Below are 20,206 nucleotides of genomic sequence, written 5' to 3' on the forward strand. Positions count from 1 at the left end.
TGCCCCGCCGTAAGGCGGGGTTGTCTTAACGGCAAAATACCGTGCCGGATTCAGACAGGCCAGCAGAGCTGGTTTAGAAACCGGCGCAATTCCTTATATTGATCAGGGGACAGTTATGGATAACAAAATGTGGATGATACGCGGGGATGCGGGAAAGCTCTATGATGACTTTCGCGATAAACAAATCGTTGGTATCGGCTGGTCTCAGCTTGCACCGTTAGTTAAACCGGGTCTGTCGCGGGCGCAACTAACGGCGTTATATCAGGAGGCCGACCCGTTAACTAAACTGGGCACGGCGCGTTCCGGGGCTTCTCAGGTCTGGCGCTTTGTGAACGAAATTAAGCAAGGCGATTGGGTCATTACCTATTCTCCCGCTAACCGGACCTATTTGCTGGGCAAAATTACCTCTGATTTCCAGTATCACCCGGAATGGCAGGAAGAGGGGATGGGCATTGCCCGCCAGGTGAAATGGAATGCGCAAGAAATCGAGCGTGACCGGTTATCTACCGCCACCAAAAATACGCTGGGCTCAACGTTAACGGTGTTTTTGCTGCCGGATTTTGCCGCGCAGGAATTGCTCGAAGACAAAAAGCCTGCCGCTGAAGTGCTGGCGCAACAACCGCTTCTGACCGAAGACGAAGAGGTGTCATCCGATCCTTTACGGGATATGGAAAGCCTGGCTTTTGAAGCGATTAAAGACCGGATTAATTCTCTGGACTGGGACGAAATGCAGGATCTGGTGGCGGGCGTTTTACGCAGTATGGGGTATAAAACCCAGGTTTCGCCGGCGGGCGCCGATCGCGGGAAAGACATTATTGCTTCGCCCGACGGTTTTGGTTTTGATAATCCACGTATTATCGTCGAAGTAAAACATCGTCGCGAGCAGATGGGCAGCCAGCAGATCCGCAGCTTTATTGGTGGGCGGCATAAAGAGGATCGCGGGCTGTATGTCAGCACCGGCGGGTTTACCAAAGAGGCGCGCTATGAAGCGGACCGCTCAACGATACCGCTGATGCTCTGGACGCTGGACGATCTGGTGCGGGCGCTGATTGAAAATTACGAGAAGGTAGATATCGACACGAAACTGCTGGTACCGCTGAAAAAAATCTTCCGCCCGGTAAACTAATTTTGTTGTGCACCCCGAAATTAATCGCTCCCGGCCAGAACCGGGAGCGCTGTTTTCAGGCTGTGATCGATTTACCCGCCGCTAACAGGGCTGCCAGCTCTAATGATGTTTTTATTTCCGGCTCTTTCGGCGGTTGCCGGGTGGTCAGCAAAATACAACCCCGCATCACCTGTACATCAACTTTCGCACCCATCGTAAAACCCGCCGCTTCCAGCCATAACCCCTTCATAATCACTGCCGGGGTATAAACATTATCCCTGTGACGGCCCGCATAACTCACGGTTAAATGACGGTACGTTACCGAACGGGCTTTTTCATTCTCACAAACTGCAATACAATCCACGTCAGTCATAATTACTATTCCTTTTCAATAGTGATTGTGATCAGCGGTGCGGGTGTGTTGCCGCACATCCCCACCGCGCTAAATAACAGCTGTAAACCTAACCAGTGCAAAAATAAAAGTCCAGAAAAAAACAGACAATAATCGACGCCATTCGGAATAATAAGAAAAACACGCCTGAAATATTTAAAATGTGTTTAAAAATCCCTAAAAATAAAAACGCACGGCATTAACCGTGCGCAAAATAATAAAGAGCTTATGCTTTCTTACGCGACGCCTTTTTACCTGTGCTTGCCGCGCGCTCGGCTTTAATTTTTTCCAGCAGTGCCTCAGCGCTATTTTCCCCGGAGATCAGATCCGGGTTTTCAGCACGCCACTGGGCGGTAAGCTCCCCGCGAAACGCCTTCGCGAGGATCGACTGGGTGAGGTTGTTCACCCGGGCAAGGGCACTATTGACCTGCTTTTCAATGGTATCGGCGTAGGTGAAGAGTTGTTCCACACGGCGAACGATCTCGTGTTGTTCGGGGAGTGGTGGGAGCTCAAATTCTAAAGAGCGGAGTGTCCCAAGATTGATTCTAGGACGAGTGATACCTTGTACTTTATTCTTTATTTGATCATAAGACGCCTTGCTTGCCAAAATGAATGCCAGGTAATGTGGTGACACAAGATCTGGGTTAGTTCTGAGGCAAAAGCAGTCAGCTTTATTGATGAAGGTCTCATTACTTTTAGGAACGAGGCATACCCTTACATCCTCATCAACAAACGAGGAAAATAGCAGATCATTTTCGCACAACGTATTACTTTGCAGTTCTTCATATTTATCTGAACTGATAAAAGTTTTTTTATCGTTTTTGAATTCTAAATGTCCAATATTTTCGAGCCTTACGACCCTCACCCCCGATATTGTATAGTCTGAGGTCTTTAACTTTGAGCCAAATGGACCATCAAATGAACTAACGCATAAAGAACCAATAGTATATTTTTGAAGCCTTCTTGACTCAGATGATAATTTCCCATTAACCGCGGCAACCAATATTGCCTGACGAAAGCGTTTCAGGATTTTCGGGATTTGCTCAAGACGTGCTTTGGTGCTGTCTACCTGCGCCAGCAGCGTATCGAGCTTTTCAGCGATGATTTTTTGTTCGGCAAGTGGTGGAAGCGATAATGTAATATTCTCGATATCACCTTTTCGAATAGAAGGAACAGTTGTAGACCTTGATGTCTCAGTTAAATCAACCGTATTTAATATGTAATATATAAATTTATCCATATCTTCTAATATGGAACTAACAGCCATTACATTATTATCGGCCAATCCTGCGGTCCTAACGTAAGCGCGGCGATTCAATTTTACGGCCTCACCAATTTTGGCAAATAAAGTTGAACCAGAACGGAAAATTTTTCCTTTAAGTTCAAATGCCTCATTTTCCGTTACATAATGGCCCGCACTATTAAGGAAACCTTTTTTTTCTAGAACTGCAACTGATATATCTCGAACTTTATATACTGGATAATCTCCAGCATTTTTCCCTTGGTATTTTTCAGGAAAACCAACTCCACTATTTACTTCAACCACATCGCCTAAAACGATCTGCGACCATCCCTCCGGCAATTTTCCCGCACTCATGCCTTCACCTCACCAAATGCTTCTTCCAGCAACTGACGCTGCGCATCGGCTTCATCACCTGCACCCAGCTCGCGCATCAGGGCATCCAGCTCGCCCAGCGCCTGCACCAGCTCGGTCATCGCCTCTGCCGCTAATACATCCGGCTCCGGCAGGCTGTCGGCATCGATACTGTCTTTATCTTTCAGCCAGGAGATATCCAGCGAGTCCGACTTGGCAGTGCGGATCCACTCGCGGCTGAACTTGCGCCAGCGGCTGGTGGCCAGATGCTGGTCGGTGTTTTTGTTCTCTTCGCTGTCGGCGATTTCGCTCTCTTCGGCGTTAAAACTCCACTCGCCTTCGGTGCGCGGGCTGAGGCCGTGCGGATCGTCACCGAACACCTGCTCAAACGGTTGCAGATGCTGATCGCCAAACGGCGTGCGCTTACCAAAGCCCGGCATATTGGTGCGCAGATCGTACACCCAGACGTCGTCGGTGCAGTTCTTGTCCTGGTTCGGGTTTGCCTTCGTGCCTTTGGTAAAAAACAGCACGTTGGTTTTCACGCCCTGGGCGTAAAAGATGCCGGTCGGCAGACGCAGAATGGTGTGCAGACGGCACTTATCCATCAGATCGCGGCGGATCTCGGTGCCTTTACCGCCTTCAAACAACACGTTATCCGGCACCACCACCGCTGCACGACCGCCCGGATGCAGGGTTTCAATAATGTGCTGCATAAAGCAGAGCTGTTTGTTGCTGGTCGGGTGAACAAAGGTACGGGTGATGTTGGTGCCCGCCGCGCTGCCAAACGGCGGGTTGGTTGCCACGATATGCGCTGGCGGCAGGTTTTCCCCGTCGCTGCCCAGCGTGTTACCGAGGCGAATTGCGCCACCGTGATCGAGGTTGCCTTCAATGTCGTGCAGCAGGCAGTTCATCAGCGCCAGCCGACGAGTGCCGGGCACCAGTTCAAGGCCGACAAAGGCTTTGCGGATCTGGAAATCCTGGGTGTCGGTATCGAGATCTTCCAGATCGTTGGTCTGCGATTTAACGTAGCGATCCGCTTCGATTAAAAAGCCTGCGGTACCGGCTGCCGGATCCTGCACCACTTCGCGCGGCTGCGGTTTTAACAGATGAATAATGGTCTTGATCAGCGGGCGCGGCGTGAAGTACTGGCCCGCGCCGGATTTGGTTTCGTTGGCGTTCTTTTGCAACAGCCCTTCGTACATATCGCCAAAGTCGTCGCGGGATTTGCCCTTGCTGCCGTTATACCAGTCCAGCGCATCCATATAGCTCACCAGTTCGGTCAGTTGCTTCGGTTGCTCAATGGTGGTGCTGACGTTGTGGAAAATCGCCTGTACAAGGTTTTTCTCGTCCTGGCCTAATTCCACCAGCAGTTTACGGTAGAACTGCAATTGCTCCTGGCCGATACGCGCTTTCAAATCGTCCCAGCGGTAGCCAGCAGGCAGATACTCGGCTTCCTGGCCGGTCTCTTTACACATTTTCAGAAACAGCAGTGAAGCCAGTTCGTTAACATAGTTCTGATAGGAAACGCCGCCGTCACGCAGGTTGTCACAGAGTTTCCAGAGTTTAGCGACCAGATCGTTATTGTTCATCACAGGTTCCGTGTAAAAGCAGCGGCCCTGAACGGGCCGCAGAAGAAGAAATTGCCGGGGATTCTAACGCGTCAGGCGGGTTCGTCCCAGATGTAATCACTGAATTTCGCCAGCACGCCGTCGAGGTCGTCCTCAAACACGCGCTGCGACACGGCTTTGCCGCCGAAGCGGTGAAGGTTGCCGGTTTTAAACGAGTCGTCGTCGAGCACCACTTTATCTTTCAGCGCGGTAGCTAAGCGATCCAGCCACTTCAGCTGTTCGCTGCTCCAGTCGTTTTCGCCTTTGATGCGCGCCAGGGCATGATCAACACGCAGATCAAACGGCTTCAGCGCATCGCCCACTGCCGCACGGCGAATATGACCGATCAGCCGGGCGGCGATATCCTCGTTACGCGTCTCTTTCCACGCGCTGCGCAGGGAAGACTCTTCGAAATACTGGCTGTCAAACCACTCCTGCAACTCCACCAGCCCTTTGCGGGTGAGATCGCGCGGGCGGGCAATCACTGCCTGCAACGCGGGCTGTGCATTGGGAGAGCGCTTGACCAGATCATCAAAGGCTTCGAGGAAATCTTCCGCATTATGGTAAGCGCCGTAAACCGGCTCGACGTTGATCACCTCATCCGGAATATCAAGGAAGATCGGGCGCTCGCGCAGTTCGTTGATGTCGAGTTTGAGTTTCTCCAGACGCGCAATCAGGGTGGGGAGTTTATTGAACACCTCGGCACTCCAGTGGGGGCCTTTTTCACGCAGATGCGAAGCCAGCTTGTTAAAGCTGACGCCAGCGGCATCCAGACATAATTCATCCAGACGGCGCACCTGCTTATCGATGCCGGCGCTGCGGTCGCGGTTATAAGTTGCCAGGCCAATGATCCGTTGCAGTTTGGCGACGAGCTGCTCATGGCTGTGTTCGGCAAAGCAGCGGCCATCGGCTTCGGTCACTTTATAGGTTTCCGAGTCGGTGATTTCGTTCACCAGCGTTTGCAGTTCCACGCTCGGGCGCATCACCACCGGGCGCATGGTATCGACGCTTTCCAGCGTGCTGTAGATATCGACGCAGTCGAAAATTTTAAAGCGGATCTTATCTACTGCCGGGCATAAACGGGTGGCGCGGCCTTTCATCTGCTCGTAGAGAATGCGGCTTCTCACCTTGCGCAGAAAGACGATATTGCAGATTGACGGGATATCGACGCCGGTAGTCAGCAAATCAACCGTCACCACAATGTTCGGTAGCCGCTCCTTATTAAAACGGGTGATCAGGGTCTGCACTTTCTTCGCATCTTTATCGGAATCACCGGTGATCTTGATGATCGCGTCATGCTCCAGTTGCGGATATTTCTTTTTGAAGGCGGTGCGCAGCTCATTGACGACCATATCGGCATGCTCGTTGGTGACGCAGAATACCAGCGTTTTTTGCTTGCCGGTCGGATCGAGGTGTTTGGTTAACTCTTCGCAGACGGCGGTATTGAAACCGGGGATCAACAGCGTACGGTTGAAATCTGCGACTTCAAAATCCTGATCGTCAGCCAGCGTGTCGTTGATCATCTCACCCTGTGGCGTCACGCGAATGATCTCTTCACCCTTCGACAGATAAACACCGTCTTGCGCATTGCGGGTGGTGATCTTGATGGGTGGATCCTGGTCGATCAGATAGCCGTCGATCACCGCCGTGCGGTAGGTATAGCGGTAAACCGGCTCGCCGAAGATATCTACCGTATGGCGTGCTGGCGTGGCGGTCAGGGCGATTTTCACCGCGTCAAAATGATCGAGGATGCGGCGGTAAGCCGACACATACTCCAGCTGGCTGCGGAACTGTAGCTCGCCCTCGGTCTGCTCTTTATCGAGGATATAGCCACGGTGCGCTTCGTCGACCACAATGCAGTCGTAGCGTGCCACCGGCATTGCCTCATCGGATTGCAGCGTGCGTTTAACCAGCGACTGGACGGTCGCAACGTGAATTTTGGTGCTGTCTTCCGGGAATTTATCCGTCAGCCCTTTGATGTCGAAAATGCTGTTAAAAGTATCACCGTTGATGCGCGTGTCTTCAAAGGCGCCCAGCGCCTGTTCACCCAGCGAGCGGCGATCCACAAGGAACAGCACGCGCTTAAAGCGCTGGGACTGGATCAGGCGGAACATCATGGCAATAGCGGTACGCGTTTTCCCGGTGCCGGTGGCCATGGCCAGCAGGATCTCTTGCTGCCCATTGACTATGGCGTTTTCAACGGCGCGAACGGCATCTTCCTGGTAGTAGCGCAGCCCCAGCTCGCTCATATTTGGGTTATCTGCAAACCACTGGTTTTGCCTTTGCGGATCGCTGCCCAGCATGGCGATCAGTTCTTCCGGGCGATGCCACTCCGGTAGCGCTTTCGACATGTTGCTGGTATGGCGGACATCGCGATACCAGATGCCGCTGCGGGTTTTCAGCGTTGCGCGGTATTCGCGGCCATTGGTGGAGTAGCAAAAAGGAATTTTATAGCGTTGGCTGCCGCTGGTATCCGCCCAACTGACTTCATATTCCGGTACCGCTTCCCGCACTTCATCTGCAGGATACTGCTCCAGTAAAATGTTACGCAGCAGGGCATTATCGAAACGTTTGCTGTAGCGATACGCCTCATTCAGTTTACTGAAGACATCGGTGTTGATGCGCTTGGCTTCCACTACCGCGATGGGTTTCATGCCAACGAATAATACGTAGTCGGCAAAACCCTGTTTTCCCGTTTCATCGGTACCGGTGGGCCATTCGGCGATTGCTTTGTTGACACCCGGTTCCGGCCGCGCGCCTTTGGAAAAGCGCAGCATTTTGCTGTCTGCTTCCCAGCCCGCTTTACGCAACTGGGCATCGATCAAAAAGCGGCTCTCTTCTTCGCTCAAATCCAGCGTGCGTTTGATGGCCTGATCGGTGATCTCTTTGTGGTAGGCCTTGCGCTCTTGCTCGGTCTGTTTCGCCAGCTCGGCATTTTTTTCTGCCAGTTGTGCTTCGAGGGCTGCGACGCGAGCCTGAGATTGGGCTTCAGTTTCCTGCTGCTTACTTTCGAGGATGGCGATATAGCCGTTGAGTGCCACCAGCTTTTGCTGCTGGGCCTCTAATTCGGCCTGGTTGTGTGCTTTTTCTTGCGCCTGTTGTTCCAGCTGCTGTTTTAACGTCAGCACTTCCTGATGATAGAGATCGCTACTCTGTTCCGGTAACACAAAAACCGGAACCGGGAAGTCATAATCTTTGGTGACCAGACGGTAATACCAGACTGCGAGACGAAAACCGAGGCGCAGACACATCTGCGCATCATCAAGATCGTTGTGATACTCGTGGACGGCCTGATTGCCAATGCGGCGCAATTTATGAAATACCGACAGGATGTTGTCATCAACAAAAGCTATTTTGCCTAATTCACGCAGCAGGTCATGCTGGTTTTCGCATTGGGGAATATCCAGTAGCAGCCCTAAATGCTTCGCCGTCGCTTCACCGAACATGCGCATTTTTACCAGCGTGGTGTTGGGATCGTTCGGATAATTGTTTTCCGCTGCACAGGCGATAGCGTAAATAAAGTCGTTAACGCCTTTCAGGAAATCAAAGTTAGATTTGTTCATGTGCCTTCCGCGTTAAGGCCAGCCCCTGGAGCTACTGACGTGTTACGTTAATCGGTAAGAAAAAGCGACCTAATCATGTTACCTCCCGCAGCCAATGCGATCAATCAACGGAAGATGCGATAACTTACTCTTTCATATGAATTAAATAGTAAGGAGCCGCGGTTATGAGTGTTCTGGTTTGTATTATCGGCAGCAGGAATGACAGGACGTGTCAGTTGCGTTGTGTTTGTTCAGACTTACCATAATTTTCAGAAGTAAGGCATTATTTATGGCGCGATAATTTCATTGGTTTACCATAAATAAACTAATTATTTATAAAGGTTACGTATTGCTATGCGACTATATACTATATATTTTTAAGGCCGAACCTGTATCCATTAGATTTTTTTAATTATTCATGAAAAAGATATTGGCTGGCCATTTGCTACTTGTTATCCCTGTGCAGCAGGTTATGATTTGTGAGAACAATCTGATTGCCTCAAGGATTAGGTGGTCTGGCGCTGTGGGGCACAGGATTATGGACGTTTACTCCTTTTGCTTGCGTCATCTCTCTTCAGAATTCGAATACTGCATATCAGTTTATTGTTGCGCTATAACCCCTTGTTATTAGCGCCTGTGGTAGCTATCAGAAAAAATAACTGTTGTTGACTCGGGATGAAAAATGGAATGGCTTAACTCGTTTTTAACTATATTGACTTCCGTGCAACCTGAAAAGGTTCCGCTGGTCGTTATTATTGTCGTTGCTATTGCGCTGGCATTTTTTGCTGCTTTGTATGTTTATCGGGCAATTAAAATTGTCAATAAACTGAAGAAGCAGTCAGGGATCATTTCAGACTGGAAGAATGAGACAACGGCAGTAAAACTACAGAAGCTGAGCGAGTTATTTACCGGGACGCCACTGGCCCACTCCTGGAGTGAGTTTGCAGAGTCACTCCATCAACAAAAAATGCTTGTCGATGGCGAACTGAAATTAAAAGATGTTCGGGCAACGGCTCCCGCAGCGGCATTTTTTACCGAGCAGCAATTAATCGATATTCCGCTTAACACTGAATTTTTTAAACATCTTCCCGGGATTCTGACAGGGGTCGGCATTATCGGTACGTTTTATGGGCTGATGATTGGTTTAAATCATTTCGACCCCAGTACGCCCGAGCAAGTTACCAGCAGCGTGGCTTCTCTCTTGCGGGATGTGCTTTATGCTTTTTTAGGGTCGTTTACCGCCATCGCAGCGTCCATCTTCGTAACGTGGCTGGAAAAGCTGTCGATAGCGAAGTGTTATAAATATCTTGAACAGTTTACTGCCGCTGTTGATCAGCTATTTGAAACCGGTGTGGGTGAGGAATACCTTGCCGAACTGGTGAAATCGAGCAACGAAAGTGCTACCCAGGCTAAGCAGCTTAAAGACAGCCTGGTGACCGATCTCCGCGATATGCTACAGAATCTGGTGGCAAGCCAGGTCGCTGAAAATGAAAAGTTAGCGCACACCTTATCTTCCACTTATCGCGATACCGGCCAGCAGTTTGCCGAGCAGGTGAGTGGAGCCATCGAAAATAGCCTGAAATCCCCGTTAGATAAAATTGCTGGTGCGGTACAGACCGCCAGCGGCGATCAGTCGGGTCAGGTACAGAATATGTTGCAGGATGTCCTGACGGCATTTATGTCCAAACTCGACAATACCTTCGGCAAGCAGTTCGAAAATATGCACCAGATGATGGGGCAATCTGTGGGGGCCATTGAGGCAATGCAATCAGGTTTTGCCGGTTTGTTGCAGGATATGCGTAACGCCAGCGAGGATACTCGTCAGGGCAGTGCTGAGCTGATGTCACAGTTGCTCAGTGAGATGAAATCCGGACAGGTCGCGATGCAAGCCGGGATGAATGATATGCTGGCCAGCCTGCAATCGTCCGTCGCCAAAATTGGTGCAGAAGGTGAAGGCGCAGGTGAGCGGATGGCACAGCAGCTGGAAAAAATGTTTGCCGATAGCGAAGCGCGTGAAAAAGCGATGGCTGAACAGATGAAAGCGTTTATCGACTCTATCCAGCAAACGTCCCAGCAAGGCCAAAGTGAAACCATGAAGCAAATGGCGGCGTCCGTTGAGGCGCTGGGCGAGAAACTGGGGTCACTGTTTACGCAACTTGAACAGGGACAACAGCAACTGGCCAGTCATCAACAGGATACTCAGACATCTCTCCATCAGGAAACGCAGCAGATCATTGCTGGTTTCGACGAGCAGGTCCGCTTGCTGCTGAATGCATTGAATGAACAGCAGGGGGCGACGGAAAGCACGCTGCGCAGACTGGCAGAGCAGACTTCCGCCCATTTACAGGATATGCACACCGGTGCTGACAAAATGCGCCTGGCTGCCGAGCGTTTTGAAACGGCAGGAGACAAAGTTAAAGAAGCAAATCTTCTTACCGCTGATGCACTTACTAAAGCGCAAGGTGCAGGCAATACGTTAAGCCAGGCCAGCCAGGCGCTGAGTTCCGTGGTGGCGGATTATCGTAATAACCGCGAAGCGGTGGCGAAATCTATTACGCTACTGGAAGGTGTCATTGCCAATGCGCAATCTGAGCTGGAAGCGCGTAGCCAATTCCTCAAAGAGCTGAAACAGCACAATGAAGGATTGCATGACTATAATCGCGAAGCAAAAGAGTTCCTCGAAAACGCAGGACAAGTGCTGGCTAATGGGTTCAACCAATTCTCAGACAGCATGAAAACAAGCCTCGACGCCACGTTAGGGGCGCTGGACGCGAATTTAGACAGCGCGGTTAAACGTCTGGGAAGCGGTATTGACGAGCTTAGTGAAAGTATTGAAAACCTTGAAGAAGTGCTTTCTAAAGTGCCGGCGTAAAGGGGGCTGAATCATGTTCGGTCAAACATTTCGTATTAAGCCCCGGCGTTCGGATGAGGCAGAGAAACCCTTCTGGATTTCCTATGCGGACCTGATGACGGCCATGATGGTGCTGTTTCTGGTCGTTATGGTGGCTTCATTAAGCTCAGTAACACAACGGATCCAGCGGGTAGAACAAGGTGAGAAACTGCGTGGACAAGATATTACCCGTCTGTGTGAGCGTTTAGAGCTGCACGCCCGCAATCTCAATAAAACCATTGTCGTTGATTGCCGTGATAACCGCATCAGTTTTGGAGAAGCGGGCCGCTTCGACCACAATCGCTTTTTCCTGAATGCTGACGGACAGAAAGCGCTACAGGATGTTGTGCCGCTGGTGCTGGAAGCGGCAAACAGCGAGGAAGGGCAAAAATGGTTTAAACAGATTGTCATTGAAGGTTTTACTGATACCGACGGTTCCTATCTGTATAACCTGCATCTTTCGTTGCAGCGCTCAGAATGGGTAATGTGTAGCCTGCTCGACAGCCGTAGCCGCCTGCAACAGCAGATAACGCCCTTGCAGCAGGAGCAGATCCGTAAGCTCTTCCTTGCGGGCGGTGTTTCGTTTAACAACGCTAAAGAGAGTAAAGAGGCCAGCCGTCGCGTTGAATTGCGCATGCAGTTCTTTGGTCTGAAAGATGAACATGATAAGGCGGCAGTTGATGTGGGTAGCGTTACCGTACCTACAACCGAAAAATGTCAGTTGGAGATGCCGTTATGATCTCCGCGTTATCTCGCTTATCGTCAGATATTGCTGCCACCGTTAAACGGCATATTGACACGGAAGCGGCTGCTTTTGGCGATTTCCCTAAGCTCAGGGCTGCAGAGCAATATCTGTCCGTCAAAATGGAGAAAAGCGAGCGCACGACAGTCCCTCCGCTGACAAAACGACTTAAAGCGATCACTGCGCTTCGCCAGTTGAAAGTGCTAACGAGGTACGACTGGCAACTGATATTTGCGGGCCTGGCTGATAGCGATCCCGATGCGGCATTTCCGGTTCTGCTGGAGGATGATTCGCTTTATAACCGGGTTGAACAAGAGATTCAGCAGCGTATTGATAGCAAAAAACTCAAACGGCGCGAATGGAAGTTTTTATGTAGCAGTTATTTTGGCTATCACGCGAAAAAGCCCGACGAGAATAACAATTGGTGTTCGTTACGCGATCAACTTCGTATTGGTTATGGCGTGATTAAGGGTCAGGTGCGTCGAGAAAAACGCTGGATGGCGGTAATAGATGAATATCAGGATCTGTTCACGCCAGATGCCGGGAACTTATTGGCAAATAAAATGAGTGCTGGCGAGCTGGTCGATTTTTCAGCGCTGGAGACCGTGGCTCAGGTTCCCGATAATAGCTGGCTTTGGTACCGGGCCTTTGTTGTTCTGCTGGCAAAGATCTTAGAGCTGGATGATGACGCATTTAAAGAACATCTGCCCAACCTGCTGGAACTCGCTCGCCAGCGCGAAAGGTATAAAAATCTCATCTTACGTGCGTGTTTAATGCAGTATTACCGCTCTTCTTTCAGAAATACTCCGCATCCACAGCTTAAGCAAATGGCACTGGAAAACTGGGGAAGCCCGCAATTACACAGTAAACAAAACCTCTGGCTTACTCATTTGAAAGATCCTGATACCAGCGAGAAAATTTGCGGCATGGTACGCAGCTGGCTGGCGAAAGAGGATTTAACGCATTTCTTCCAGTTGCTGAAGGGGAAAGATGATGTGGATCAGGCCCGTTTGTTCTATTGGTTACGGTTTACCAATCAGATGGGATTCACACGGATAGTAATAGGGCAGGATGCCCGTCAGAATATGCATTCCGATTTTGTTGCATTCAGGCAAAAAAATAAGGGACGGTTAAGCACTCTGTCTGGAGGAAATAGTGCAGATAATGCCGTAATTATGCAGATCGGTAATTATCTTTTTGTTGAGTTTTCTCGTACAGGCAATGCGTTATATGTTTATGAGTTGTCTTCTGCACCGTTTAACCCGGAAAAAAGCGACCTGCATTTAAATTATGAATTAAAAGCGGGAGCGATAAAGCATCGTCATGCACCAACAGCTTATGGCTATAGCGATAATCATCTCACCGGATGGATGGTTAACTATGAGGATGAGCTTCGCCGATTAGGTATCCGATACCAGCCTTCGGATATAGTTGTATCGCCATCGCCATCGCCATCGCCATCGCCATCGCCATCGCCAATATCGACAAACATGGTAAATCCGCCGCCCGCTGATGCAATGCAAGGCTCCCGTGAGCAAGCGATTCGCAGCTTGCTTAAACAGCTCGATGCCACTGTGAGTGACAAACGTAATATTGGCGGTGCCCTGCATGTTCGGCTTTCCTCACGTAATGCAGAAGTCGTTGAAAAGCTTGTCCGCTTAGGTTTTAAACAAAAAAATGGCGATCCACTGACCTTCTGGAGTAAATAATGCTCAACCGTCTGCTCAGCAAATTCAAAGGTAACAATATATCTTCAGAAAAACGGGTAAGTCATCGTTATCAGGTTGAAGAGTCAGGGCTATCGTTTTTGTTTAAGCTTGCTGATGAAGATGCATTGTGGCCTTTGGTCGCCTATATGGAGCAGCTTGCAGAAGAAGAATATGTTGTTGAGTTATCCGATCGCTGGTTGCTCACCTGGGATGAACTGTATCGTCTGGCAACAGATGAGGATCATCAAACCAGCCTGTCATTACTGGGGATCCCTGAGATTAAGCCGCTGAAGGTTTGTCTCGCAGGCAGCGGAAGCCTGAGCGATGCTGATTTTAACATTTATATCCGTGACTGGAAGGAAAGCGCGACTGGCCGATCTGTTCAGATCGAAAGAACAGGAGCGATATTTCGCAACTCTGAGGGGCAATTTTTACAGACCCACGAGAACTGGCTGCTCCTCTCTGCTTTGCAGCAATTTCGTGATGAGCAGCAGCACAGAGCGGGAGAAAATACCAATCAGCTTGGCTGGGCGAAAATACGGCGCTTAACAAAAAAGGCGCAGGCAGAATTAGATAACTATCTGGCGAAGACGATTGTGGTTAAGCCCGAATCGTTAAGACTCAAGCTACGCAAAGCAACCATTCACAACACACCGGTCATCGAAATTGAACCTTCTTTCGATGATCAACCAACGCAATGGCTCAATAGTTTCGATAACAGTAAGTTAGTTCAGGATCAATACCGTGTTCTGGGTGATGATGGATCCCTCAGCCATGTGATCATTTCCCCGGAAGTGAAAGAAGTCCTCTCTTCTGTGCATTCAATTACTGGCAGGCGTATAGCGGGTGATGATGCCGTCTCTTTTATTCGCAATCCCTACACCTTCATTGGTGAGGATGCAGCCAGTGTTATCCCGCCTGAACAACATGAAGAAGCGTTGCAGGATGCGCATATTTTTTTCCACCGTTTCTCTGTTACACCTGTGCTTGATGATGAAGCAAAAAGAATCTCATCCGTATCTCTTGTCTTAGAACCTATTGCCGCCAGGCCGCAACCCGCTATCACTTTTTCTCTGACCAAACCCTATGAGTTTGAAGAGTTTATTCAGGAACTGGCAGTTAAACTGGCGTCGGGCCTACCTGCGGGAATATGGCAAGGTTATGAATTAGAGTTGAGCCAATTAACGTTAGAACAACTTGAACACTACCAATCACTCCTGCTTCGTTGGCAGCAAGAGATTGCCGGTATCGAATTTGATGAAGTTTTAGATCTGAATAAATATGGCGATCGTGTCATTGGCATTGGTGAGTTTGAAAAGATTTCCTCTCCCTTTTTAATAAAGGGTGAAAGTGAAGACTGGTTGCCAGAGACGTTAGGTGAAGCATTACTGGCGAGTGATTTTTTTGAGGGCTGGGAGCCGCAGAGCCAGGAACAATTATCGGACCTTGAAGAACGCATTGAATCAGCGGCGTCTTTACAAGAAACAACCGTCTCCATGCCGTGGAATGAGCAATCATTGCCGATTGACGATGCTAAATCATTATTGAAAAACTGGCAGAAGAAAATTGAGACTCTGGAGAGCGACACAGATAAAGACATCGCCGAGCCAGAAAAAAGAGCTGTTCTGCAGATAGAGCAAAACATTGAACATGCAGCGTATATAAAACAGCGACGTGAGGCATTGTTGAGCGCGAAAGATGCAGAACCTGCATTACCTGTTTTGCTTAAAGAACATATTCATCTTCGTGAACATCAACGACAGGGCTTAGCGTGGTTGCAGCAGTTGTTTCTTAAGTCGCCGGAAGAAATCTCAGGTTGTTTATTGGCTGATGATATGGGGTTAGGTAAGACGCTGCAAATACTGGCCTTTATTGTATGGTATATCGAAAAAAATCCTGATGGTTTACCAACAATGATCGTTGCACCCGTATCGTTATTAGATAATTGGGAGCGCGAACTGGATAATTTCTTTCATACCGCAAACCTTGAGGTGCTTAAACTTTATGGTAATGCCGTAAAAGCGGTGAAGTTCCATAAGGATGAAATCCCAGTAGAACTGAGAGCGCAGGGCATTAAAAACCTGCTGCGTCCGGGCTGGGTTGGTGGTGCAAAAATCGTGTTAACCACTTACGAAACCTTGCGCGATCAAGAGTTTTCTCTCGCACGCCAAAAATGGTCGATTATGGTTTGCGATGAAGCTCAAAAAATAAAGAATCCAGCGGCATTAATTACCCATGCGGCGAATGCTATCCAGGCGCAATTTAAAGTGGCCTGCACCGGAACACCTGTTGAAAATACGCTGGTGGATCTATGGAGTTTGTTTGATTTTGCCCAGCCAGGTTTGCTTGGCGCGCTCAACGACTTCGGTAAGCAGTATTTGCGGCCAATTGAAGGTGCGACGGAAAGGAATAATCTCGTACTTGAGTCACTACGACGTATTATCGAATTGCAGACGCTGCGGCGCACCAAAGAGGAAGTCGCGAAAGATTTGCCATCAAAAATTGAGGACATCTCCTGCAAACAGCTGACAATGGCTCCTTTACAGCGCGATTTGTATGTTTCGTCGATTGCCTCCTATCAGAATCGACAAAAAATGCAGGATGAACTGGAGCAACCTGGGGCGGGAATGCTTGGTTTATTGCACCGTCTGAAGCTCATTTGCGCACATCCCTACAGCGTAAAACCGGATAACCGCTTAAGGAATCACTCACCCAAACTGGAGTGGATGATGCGTAAACTCGAAGACATTTCGAAAAAGGGTGATGATAAAGTTATTATATTTACCGAGCTGAGAGATATTCAGCGCGAATTGCAGTATGCCATTCATCAGCGATTTGGTTTCAAACCTTATGTAATCAATGGTGATACCAGCACCCGAAGTGAGAGCGCGAACAGCCGTCAAAAACTTATCGATATTTTTCAGGAGCAGCCCGGATTTGGAATTATTATTCTTTCAACCGTGGCAGTCGGGTTTGGTGTAAATGTACAAAAAGCCAATCATGTTATTCATTTCACCCGTTGCTGGAACCCAGCAAAAGAGGATCAGGCCACAGATCGCGCTTACCGCATTGGGCAAACAAAAGATGTGTATGTTTATTATCCAACGATAACGGATGAGAGCATACCCACTTTTGAAGAAACACTGGATGCTCTGCTACAAAAACGGCGGGCTCTTGCGCGAGATATGCTCTGTACGAAAGGCGATTTAGTCTCTGAAGACTTTAATCAGCTTCTTCGTTCCTGACTAATTATCAATAAGTACTGCAACGATGGCAGGGTGATAAACGCAGAACGATTTGAACAGGTAGAAGAGTGAGTCGCTGTCCCGATAAATATGATGCTGTTATCGGGAACCTCGCTTATCATTTTTTCGGTTCTTTTTTCCTGGAAACTCTTAATGCATTTTCACGATGCCATTTTAGATAAGGACGAGATTCTGCGGGGAATGCTTTAATTTGCATTGGTAATTGTAATTGTTCTATCACTTCAGCATTTAGTTCATCACTGACTAAGAGTCGCCCATTATCTTCAAACGACATCCAACCTTGATCGAAAAGTACATCAATATGCGCTGCCAGCATTATTCCGTTAAAGTGATCGAGACGTTCTGTTCCTGTGTTACATGCTGACCAGGGTTTTATGTGGCTGGCCCTTAACACCGGTTGAAAGGAGATTCCAGTAATGGGGCAGGCAGGGTAATGGGCTAAACAGCCCTTTCTGAAGTCTCCCTGACCCAGCCGAGCGGCAACCAATCTCTCTCCTGTCGTTTCGTCGAGACCTTTATCTTTACGGATAAGTTGCACATCTTGTTGTGTTTGTTCAAAGGAGTCTGCCATTATCCATGACAAAACACGTTGTTCCGCCATAGGTTCTGCAAGCGCATTCATTCTTTCCATAACACGTTGAGAAGCGACGGGCAGTTCCCTCGGAGTGCCATCAGGGTTACGCCAGCCTCTGCGGGGGTTTGTCATCCATGAGTCAAATCGATCACGACAGTTTTTAAGACTATTGTAAAATTCCTCTGATGATTTGCCCGCACCAAATCTCGGATAGAAGAGGGCGTAGGCTTCATTCCATTGCCCGACACCAAATATCGTCGGCGGATCTTCCAACCCATATTTCGACATATACCAGGCAACTTCCAGGAGCCCTTCTTCTGGCGTGCTCATGTTGTTCCTCACAATTCGGTGTCATCATGCAGTATCGTGGCATGAAAACATTTGCTGCGGGAATAACTTAAGTGTAAATGTCATTATAATTGATGTGACGACAATGTTTTCAGAAGGCTTACTCTATCAGCTCAGAGCCTGCCGGATAGCGGCAAGCTCTGTAACCATCGCTATTGATACGGTCTGACACCTTCATTACTCTGGAGCGGGAGATTACGTACGCCGGTTTTAGATACTTCAATCGCGGCTACGACACTTCTCACAGGCATATTCTCCTGACCGGATTTCAGGACGTAGCGGATAACAAATTGGCCCTGCTCAGGAAAAGTATACAGCGCAGGGGGAATACACAATTGGCCATCCTCTACTTTCAAATCGGGATTACCGCTACGCCACATTTTTTCTGCTGGTTTATTGCGTTGACCAATTGTCAGTATGGTTGGCTGATATTCACCCGCGTCAGGCACCAGAAAACAGAGATTATTTCCTGATTTTTGTACTGTGGTTATTTCATCGGCTTGTAATCTGTCGCCCTGACCTGGGCATCCTGTCAATGTAAATAAACATGGAAGTAAGAATAAAAACAAGATTATGTTTTTCATTATCAGCACCATGGAAAATTTTGCAGTGTTTTTTGGTATTGGGCTCTTATGACACTTTCAGTAGTATCACCATCCAGGGTGATATCTCCTCGTTCTCTGAGTGTGCACCATGCTATATAACCGTAAGTATTTAGAATGTACCAATCGGTAATAATCTGTGCCTGCTGCTCCATTGGATATCGTCTTAAAGGACGACCATTAAGCGCATAGCGATAGCTAACCAGGCTGCTTATCAGCCCATTCAGACGTACGTTCATTCCTCTGCCTCGCTGCCAGACATGGCACATCTCATGAATAAATATATGACGATGAGGGAGGTCTGACTGCGAAAAATCATGGGTATACCATGCCCGGAAATAGAGTTCTCCATTTGGAGCCATGCCCGCATTATCTGGCTGAAGTCCGAATGGAAAGTAACTGTCGTGGTGGACCCAAACTTTGTGATATTCAATTGCGTCGCCGAATACGGCTCGGGCCATTCGCACTTCGCCTGGTGTGAGTAAGCGTAGCGTCCCTTCCTTTTCCATGAAAAAAATGCTCCATTTTCTAAAAGACGAGCTATTAAAATAGAACGGCTTATCTTTAATTTCCATCTGTTTTGAATTTGGGGTGAATACTGTAACGAAAAATCAAATTTCATCGATGCTAAGCTGGATGTGTAATGCATATTCACGAAGAGGGAATGAGATTTTTCCGGAAGGTGTCGAGAGATTTGTCGCTCTGAAGTCCGAAATAAAAAGCCGGGTTTCCCCGGCCTTGATATACAAAATTAATTAAAACGGCTCGCTACATCGGCCACGCGCTGGCCGAATTTCACTGCGGTATCGAGGTCGCCGGAGGCGATTTTATCGGCGCCTGCATCAGATGGCGATTGCACCAGCAGGCCGACAGAACCGCCGAGGTTGTTGATGTCTTCGCGGGTTGCAGCAAGCGTGTTCGCCGGCAGCAGGCCCAGGCTCACCCAAATGCCGCCATGCTGTGATGCCAGCGTTTGCAGGTATTGCAGCGAAACCTGTTTGTCACCGTTCAGGCTGGCGCTGTTGCTGAAACCGGCAAATATTTTGTCCTGCCAGGCGCGGGTAAACCAGGCTTTAGAGCTGGCATCAGCGAATTTCTTAAACTGCCATGGCACGCCGCCCATATACGTTGGGGCACCAAAAATAATGGCTTTGGCGTCGTTCAGTAATTGCCAGTCGCTTTCCTGAATATCACCGTTATTATCCACAGCGATCAGCGTTGCATTTGCCCCTTCGGCGACTTTCTCGGCAACCGCTTTAGTGTGCCCGTAACCAGAATAATAGATCACAACAATAGACATATTTTTCCCCTATCTAAGAGAGATAACGTACAAATGAGTTTGCACGACCGTCATTATTTTTCTTTTCCGGCAAACAGGGTGTATTTCCCTGCACCCAGAAACATAATGCTTAATCCGCCGAGGAAATAGAGGGCTTCACTTTCCAGACCCCATGCGCCGACGTTGGTCAGGGTAAAGAATTTCCCCATGCCGACCAGTAAGGTGGCAACCAGAATATTAAATGCGTAAATAAATGCCGCCTGGCGCGTGAACAGGCCAATAATAATCAGTACCGGCGTAATAATTTCGCCAACAAATACACCGTAAGCGATAAAGCCCGGTAAACCCTGCGCGACCAGCATGTCGGAAATCCAGCCTACACCATGCTGCACTTTGGCTACGCCGTGAAACAGCATCAGCACGCCAAATGTCAGGCGCAGCAATAGCTTGCCAAACTCCGGGTGCGTGGTAAGACTGAGAAATGCGTTGTTCAGCCGACTAATCATCCTTTATTCCTTTCTATTCCGCAGGAGAACTTTTGCCATTTCTGGCACCTT

Annotated in this window: 14 protein-coding genes; 5 read left to right on the forward strand and 9 right to left on the reverse strand. The window is 48.9% G+C overall.

Features of this window, described 5'->3' with window-relative positions; all coding sequences use genetic code 11:
- The first annotated feature begins 115 nt into the window (after nucleotides 1-115).
- Complete coding sequence (locus DK872_RS16335; RefSeq protein ID WP_035886634.1) at nucleotides 116-1,126, forward strand: restriction endonuclease; 1,011 nt, start codon at nucleotides 116-118, stop codon at nucleotides 1,124-1,126.
- Nucleotides 1,127-1,181: 55 nt separating this feature from the next.
- On the opposite strand, the gene DK872_RS16340 is transcribed toward DK872_RS16335, so the two are convergent.
- The 4 genes from DK872_RS16340 to hsdR form a co-directional block, all read right to left on the reverse strand.
- A complete protein-coding gene (locus DK872_RS16340; protein ID WP_035886633.1) occupies nucleotides 1,182-1,478 on the reverse strand; it encodes a SymE family type I addiction module toxin in 297 nt (98 codons plus the stop codon).
- 244 nt (nucleotides 1,479-1,722) lie between these two features.
- The gene (locus tag DK872_RS16345) at nucleotides 1,723-3,093 is read right to left on the reverse strand and encodes a restriction endonuclease subunit S (RefSeq protein WP_161518555.1); all 1,371 of its coding nucleotides are present in this window, start codon (nucleotides 3,091-3,093) and stop codon (nucleotides 1,723-1,725) included.
- Nucleotides 3,090-4,679 carry an N-6 DNA methylase gene (locus DK872_RS16350; RefSeq protein WP_161518556.1) on the reverse strand — a complete coding sequence of 530 codons (1,590 nt, stop codon included), beginning with the start codon at nucleotides 4,677-4,679 and terminating at the stop codon, nucleotides 3,090-3,092. The genes DK872_RS16345 and DK872_RS16350 overlap by 4 nt, the downstream gene beginning before the upstream one ends.
- A 71-nt stretch (nucleotides 4,680-4,750) precedes the next feature.
- On the reverse strand, nucleotides 4,751-8,260 hold the full coding sequence (gene hsdR / locus DK872_RS16355) for a type I restriction-modification system endonuclease (RefSeq protein WP_161518557.1): 3,510 nt from the start codon (nucleotides 8,258-8,260) through the stop codon (nucleotides 4,751-4,753).
- A gap of 661 nt (nucleotides 8,261-8,921) precedes the next feature.
- On the opposite strand from hsdR, the gene zorA1 reads away from it, so the two are divergent.
- Genes zorA1 through zorD form a run of 4 tightly spaced genes read left to right on the forward strand, consistent with a single transcriptional unit; the run spans nucleotide 8,922 to nucleotide 16,825 of the window.
- Nucleotides 8,922-11,111: a type I Zorya anti-phage system protein ZorA1 gene (gene zorA1 / locus DK872_RS16360; RefSeq protein ID WP_161518558.1), complete on the forward strand. Its 2,190-nt coding sequence runs from the start codon at nucleotides 8,922-8,924 to the stop codon at nucleotides 11,109-11,111.
- A gap of 13 nt (nucleotides 11,112-11,124) precedes the next feature.
- Complete coding sequence (zorB1, locus tag DK872_RS16365; RefSeq protein ID WP_007372952.1) at nucleotides 11,125-11,868, forward strand: type I Zorya anti-phage system protein ZorB1; 744 nt, start codon at nucleotides 11,125-11,127, stop codon at nucleotides 11,866-11,868.
- Entirely contained in the window at nucleotides 11,865-13,580 is a 1,716-nt protein-coding gene (gene zorC / locus DK872_RS16370) for a type I Zorya anti-phage system protein ZorC (protein ID WP_161518559.1), read from the forward strand. The genes zorB1 and zorC overlap by 4 nt, the downstream gene beginning before the upstream one ends.
- Nucleotides 13,580-16,825 (forward strand): type I Zorya anti-phage system protein ZorD, encoded by a 3,246-nt coding sequence (gene zorD / locus DK872_RS16375; RefSeq protein ID WP_035886626.1) that lies wholly within the window; start codon nucleotides 13,580-13,582, stop codon nucleotides 16,823-16,825. The genes zorC and zorD overlap by 1 nt, the downstream gene beginning before the upstream one ends.
- Before the next feature lie 118 nt (nucleotides 16,826-16,943).
- Here the strand turns inward: zorD and DK872_RS16380 are convergent, their stop codons facing one another.
- The 5 genes from DK872_RS16380 to DK872_RS16400 form a co-directional block, all read right to left on the reverse strand.
- On the reverse strand, nucleotides 16,944-17,750 hold the full coding sequence (locus tag DK872_RS16380) for an HNH endonuclease (RefSeq protein WP_161518560.1): 807 nt from the start codon (nucleotides 17,748-17,750) through the stop codon (nucleotides 16,944-16,946).
- Between the two features lie 170 nt (nucleotides 17,751-17,920).
- The gene (locus DK872_RS16385) at nucleotides 17,921-18,352 is read right to left on the reverse strand and encodes a putative T6SS immunity periplasmic lipoprotein (protein WP_227136102.1); all 432 of its coding nucleotides are present in this window, start codon (nucleotides 18,350-18,352) and stop codon (nucleotides 17,921-17,923) included.
- 2 nt (nucleotides 18,353-18,354) lie between these two features.
- A complete protein-coding gene (locus tag DK872_RS16390) occupies nucleotides 18,355-18,879 on the reverse strand; it encodes a hypothetical protein (protein WP_035886624.1) in 525 nt (174 codons plus the stop codon).
- Nucleotides 18,880-19,121: 242 nt separating this feature from the next.
- Nucleotides 19,122-19,670, reverse strand: a complete 549-nt coding sequence (locus DK872_RS16395; protein WP_007372957.1) for a flavodoxin family protein — start codon at nucleotides 19,668-19,670, stop codon at nucleotides 19,122-19,124.
- A 53-nt stretch (nucleotides 19,671-19,723) separates the two neighbouring features.
- Nucleotides 19,724-20,155, reverse strand: coding sequence for a DoxX family protein (locus DK872_RS16400; protein WP_007372958.1), 432 nt, complete (start codon nucleotides 20,153-20,155; stop codon nucleotides 19,724-19,726).
- Nucleotides 20,156-20,206 lie beyond the last annotated feature (51 nt).

Source organism: Kosakonia sp. MH5, from assembly GCF_009935945.1.
GTDB classification, from domain to species: domain Bacteria; phylum Pseudomonadota; class Gammaproteobacteria; order Enterobacterales; family Enterobacteriaceae; genus Kosakonia; species Kosakonia radicincitans.